4 protein-coding genes, 1 tRNA gene, 4 pseudogenes and 2 other annotated features are annotated in these 4,029 nt (G+C 56.4%); of the genes and pseudogenes, 7 read left to right on the plus strand and 2 right to left on the minus strand.

The features are described from left to right. From H0484_RS15275 to H0484_RS15295, 5 genes and pseudogenes are all read left to right on the plus strand, one after another. A partial coding sequence (locus tag H0484_RS15275) for a hypothetical protein (protein WP_390624841.1) occupies positions 1–182 on the plus strand: 182 nt, incomplete at its 5' end. 2 nt (positions 183–184) lie between these two features. Continuing rightward, complete coding sequence (locus tag H0484_RS15280; protein ID WP_390624839.1) at positions 185–310, plus strand: transposase; 126 nt, start codon at positions 185–187, stop codon at positions 308–310. A gap of 16 nt (positions 311–326) precedes the next feature. Continuing rightward, positions 327–1,105 (plus strand) — a sequence feature (23S ribosomal RNA rRNA prediction is too short). Positions 1,106–1,277: 172 nt separating this feature from the next. Beyond that, a pseudogene (locus H0484_RS15285) lies at positions 1,278–1,577 on the plus strand (IS3 family transposase); the annotation flags it as partial. Between the two features lie 39 nt (positions 1,578–1,616). Beyond that, positions 1,617–1,760: an integrase core domain-containing protein gene (locus tag H0484_RS15290; protein WP_390624840.1), complete on the plus strand. Its 144-nt coding sequence runs from the start codon at positions 1,617–1,619 to the stop codon at positions 1,758–1,760. 182 nt (positions 1,761–1,942) lie between these two features. Continuing rightward, on the plus strand, positions 1,943–2,197 hold the full coding sequence (locus tag H0484_RS15295; RefSeq protein ID WP_390624838.1) for a DDE-type integrase/transposase/recombinase: 255 nt from the start codon (positions 1,943–1,945) through the stop codon (positions 2,195–2,197). On the opposite strand, the pseudogene H0484_RS15115 reads toward H0484_RS15295, so the two are convergent. Then, positions 2,130–2,384: pseudogene (locus H0484_RS15115) on the minus strand (type IV conjugative transfer system coupling protein TraD); the annotation flags it as partial. The gene H0484_RS15295 and the pseudogene H0484_RS15115 overlap by 68 nt on opposite strands. Before the next feature lie 72 nt (positions 2,385–2,456). Further along, positions 2,457–2,589 (plus strand) — a sequence feature (16S ribosomal RNA rRNA prediction is too short). 46 nt (positions 2,590–2,635) lie between these two features. Beyond that, positions 2,636–2,779: pseudogene (locus H0484_RS15120) on the minus strand (dihydropteroate synthase); the annotation flags it as partial. Between the two features lie 111 nt (positions 2,780–2,890). Between H0484_RS15120 and H0484_RS15125 the strand changes: the two are divergent. Further along, positions 2,891–3,142 (plus strand): annotated as a pseudogene (locus tag H0484_RS15125) (type IV conjugative transfer system coupling protein TraD); the annotation flags it as partial. Between the two features lie 526 nt (positions 3,143–3,668). Beyond that, a tRNA-Ile gene (locus H0484_RS15130) sits at positions 3,669–3,743 on the plus strand. The last annotated feature ends 286 nt before the right edge of the window (positions 3,744–4,029 follow it).

Genomic DNA, 4,029 nt, shown 5'->3' on the forward strand with positions numbered 1-4,029 from the left:
TGCTTCGGGCGTTGTACTTCGCCAAACAGCAACTGAATGGCTTCCTGGTCATGAAGAGCCTGAACAGAAAGCGGGCTCAGAAGATGATGCGCCCGTTCCTGGCGTTGATCGCGCAGTTTGAACAGAGAGTCCGGCGCGGGCATTGGCTGAAACGCTCAGATCGTGGCTCGAACCTATCGTGAGGATGTGGCGCTTCACCAAATCCAACGGCATCACCGAAGGGTTCCACACGAAGATGGAGATGCTCTCACGCAGAGCGTATGGGTTCAGGAATTTTGAGAACTACCGCTTGCGGGTCTTGGGCGAATAAGTGCATATGGTGGATGCCTTGGCGATCACAGGCGATGAAGGACGTTGTAGCCTGCGAAAAGCTGCGGGGAGCTGGCAAACAAGCTTTGATCCGCAGATGTCCGAATGGGGAAACCCACTGCGTAAGCAGTATCCCACGCTGAATACATAGGCGTGTGGAGGCGAACCGGGTGAACTGAAACATCTCAGTAGCTCGAGGAAAAGAAATCAACCGAGATTCCGGTAGTAGCGGCGAGCGAAACTGGAACAGCCTTGACGAGTTAGCGCTTTTGATAATCGAACAGTCTGATGGCGACTTACCAAACCAAGGCAAACTCCGAATACCTGCAAGTACAGCTTGGGAGACAGAGCACCGGGTGCTAACGTCCGGACTCAAGAGGGAAACAACCCAGACCGCCAGCTAAGGTCCCTAAAACGGGCTAAGTGGGAAACGAAGTGGGAAGGCATAGACAGTCAGGAGGTTGGCTTAGAAGCAGCCATCCTTTAAAGAAAGCGTAATAGCTCACTGATCGAGTCGTCCTGCGCGGAAGATGTAACGGGGCTACAACCGAGATTCCGGTAGTAGCGGCGAGCGAAACTGGAACAGCCTTGACGAGTTAGCGCTTTTGATAATCGAACAGTCTGGAAAGTCTGGCCATAGCAGGTGATAGCCCTGTAGATGAAATCAAGAGCGTGGGACTAGGCGTCAGATAAGTAGGGCGGGACACGTGAAATCCTGTCTGAATATGGGGGGACCATCCTCCAAGGCTAAATACTCGTGATCGACCGATAGTGAACCAGTACCGTGAGGGAAAGGCGACGCACCCTTGCGCTGGTCTACCAGCGTCTGGGCGCTGCGCCAACGGCGCAGGGTGCGGCAGCTTAACCCCAACATGGCACAGGCCCGCGACTGGCGTGCACCGGCCCTGATGGCTTCGTCGATCAAGCTCATGGCCATCTGTTTCATCTCCAGAGGAATCAGTCGTCCTCGTTCGTGCCCCAGATGGCCTGAGCTTTTTTTGACAGCGTCAGCAGCGCAGCGGCTTCAGCCAGCGCCTTCTCCTTTCTGTGCAGTCGCCTTGAACACAGAGGAAAAGGATGCGATTCTGGCTGTGTGCAACAGCGCCGAGTACCAAAGCCTGCCGCCGTCACAGATTGTGCCGTGCCTGGCGGATCAAGGCGTATATCTGGCCAGCGAATCGACCTTTTACCGTGTGCTACGTGAACATGGTCAAGCGCACCGCCGGGGCCGGGCTCAGCCACCCCGTGCCGTACCCCGACCCAGAGCATGGGTGGCCTACGCGCCACTGCAGACCTGGAGCTGGGACATGCCAGCGTATCCGAAGAAGCCCTTTGCAAGTATCGAGCAAGCTCGGCAATGGGTGCAGCGCTTCGTGACTTGGTACAACACTGAGCACCGACACAGCGCCATCAAGTTCGTTACTCCGGAGCAGCGTCATTATGGACATTGAGCCGCGCTGATGGCTCGCCGTCGCATGGTCTATGAAGCAGCTAAACAGGCCAAGCCTCAGCGGTGGAAAGGGCGTGCCACGCGAGACTGGCAGCCTGTCGCGGAAGTCTGGCTGAACATGGTCAAGCGCACCGCCGGGGCCGGGCTCAGCCACCCCGTGCCGTACCCCGACCCAGAGCATGGGTGGCCTACGCGCCACTGCAGACCTGGAGCTGGGACATCACATTCTTGCCGACAGCGGTTCGCGGACAGTTTTATCGACTTTATATAGTGATGGATATCTACAGCCGGATGATTGTGGGCTGGGAAATCCACCTTGATGAACGGGCTGAGCATGCGGCAGCGCTCATCAGCAAGGCGTGTCTGCGCCCTGACCGGCCTTCGCGCGGTTGCCGATGCGAGCTTCGATGTCCGAGAGGGTCTGCGTGTACGCGGTGACTTGCAGGCCAGCGCCGCCGCCCTTGTTGATCAGCGGAATGAACTCGTCGCCCATCAACTCGTTGAACTCATCGGCATGGACGTTGATCGGCACGCGCGAGCCAGCCGATGCGCCCGGCAGGCCGTCGTCGATCCCGTGCTTGTAGATGTGGCCGGCGACCGAAACCAAGTCGGAGAACATGGAATCCTGCATGAAGTCGGAATCGCTAGTAATCGCGGATCAGAATGCCGCGGTGAATACGTTCCCGGGTCTTGTACACACCGCCCGTCACACCATGGGAGTGGGTTTCACCAGAAGTAGGTAGCCTAACCGTAAGGAGGGCGCTTACCACGGTGGGATTCATGACTGGGGTGAAGTCGTAACAAGGTAGCCGTATCGGAAGGTGCGGCTGGATCACCTCCTTTAAGAAAAAGTGCGACACAAAGCGAAAGCGTCCACATATCCACGACGTCTGATCCGACTCGCAGCATTTCGATCGCCGCGGTGACAGCGCCGGCGGGGTCTAGCCGCCGGCTCTCATCGAAGAAGGAGTCCTCGGTGAGATTCAGAATGCCGAACACCGTCACCCTGCTGCGTAACATCGTTGCTGCTCCATAACATCAAACATCGACCCACGGCGTAACGCGCTTGCTGCTTGGATGCCCGAGGCATAGACTGTACAAAAAAACAGTCATAACAAGCCATGAAAACCGGCGCTGAGCCCCGCAATGGGCGTCGGCAGTGCGCTGGCGTTCTGCGCCTACGGTGCCATTCGCTACCGCGATGCCCGCGTCATCCTGCGCTACCGGCGTAACATTCGCCGCTTGCCGCGCTACGTGATGACCAGCAAGGACGTGCCGGTCAGCCAGCAGCGTCTGTTCGTCGGGCGGGGGTTTCTGTGGGAGCAGAAACACACCCATAGGCTGATGCAGACGTACCGACCGGAATTTCGCCGCTACGTCGAGTTTCACCAGAAGTAGGTAGCCTAACCGCAAGGAGGGCGCTTACCACGGTGGGATTCATGACTGGGGTGAAGTCGTAACAAGGTAGCCGTATCGGAAGGTGCGGCTGGATCACCTCCTTTAAGAAAAGTGCGACACAAAGCGAAAGCGTCCACATTTATCGGTTGTTGTTGAAGTCCTGACAATCACCGCTGTTGATCAGCATGGGTCAGTAGCTCAGTCGGTTAGAGCACCGTCTTGATAAGGCGGGGGCATGACTGGGGTGAAGTCGTAACAAGGTAGCCGTATCGGAAGGTGCGGCTGGATCACCTCCTTTAAGAAAAAGTGCGACACAAAGCGAAAGCGTCCACATTTATCGGTTGTTGTTGAAGTCCTGACAATCACCGCTGTTGATCAGCATGGGTCAGTAGCTCAGTCGGTTAGAGCACCGTCTTGATAAGGCGGGGGAAAAGTGCGACACAAAGCGAAAGCGTCCACATGTATCGGTTGTTGTTGAAGTCCTGACAATCACCGCTGTTGATCAGCATGGGGGATAAGCTCACTGGGTTAGAGCACCGTCTTGATAAGGCGGGGGTCGCTGGTTCGATTCCAGCTTGACCCACCACGGTTTAAGGTGGCACATGGCAGTAGGCGAGGGGGGGGGGGGGGGGGGGGGGGGGGGGGGGGGGGGGGGGGGGGGGGGGGGGGGGGGGGGGGGGGGGGGGGGGGGGGGGGGGGGGGGGGGGGGGGGGGGGGGGGGGGGGGGGGGGGGGGGGGGGGGGGTTTTTTTTTTTTTTTTTTTTTTTTTTTTTTTTTTTTTTTTTTTTTTTTTTTTTTTTTTTTTTTTTTTTTTTTTTTTTTTTTTTTTTTTTTTTTTTTTTTTTTTTTTTTTTTTTTTTTTTTTTTTTTTT

It is taken from the genome of Mesopusillimonas faecipullorum (assembly GCF_020539505.1).
Taxonomy (GTDB): domain Bacteria; phylum Pseudomonadota; class Gammaproteobacteria; order Burkholderiales; family Burkholderiaceae_B; genus Mesopusillimonas; species Mesopusillimonas faecipullorum.

Coding starts and splice junctions, on each gene's coding strand:
- H0484_RS15280 (WP_390624839.1), top strand. CDS start 185: ATGTGGCGCTTCACCAAATCCAACGGCATCACCGAAGGGTTCCACACG.
- H0484_RS15290 (WP_390624840.1), top strand. CDS start 1,617: ATGCCAGCGTATCCGAAGAAGCCCTTTGCAAGTATCGAGCAAGCTCGG.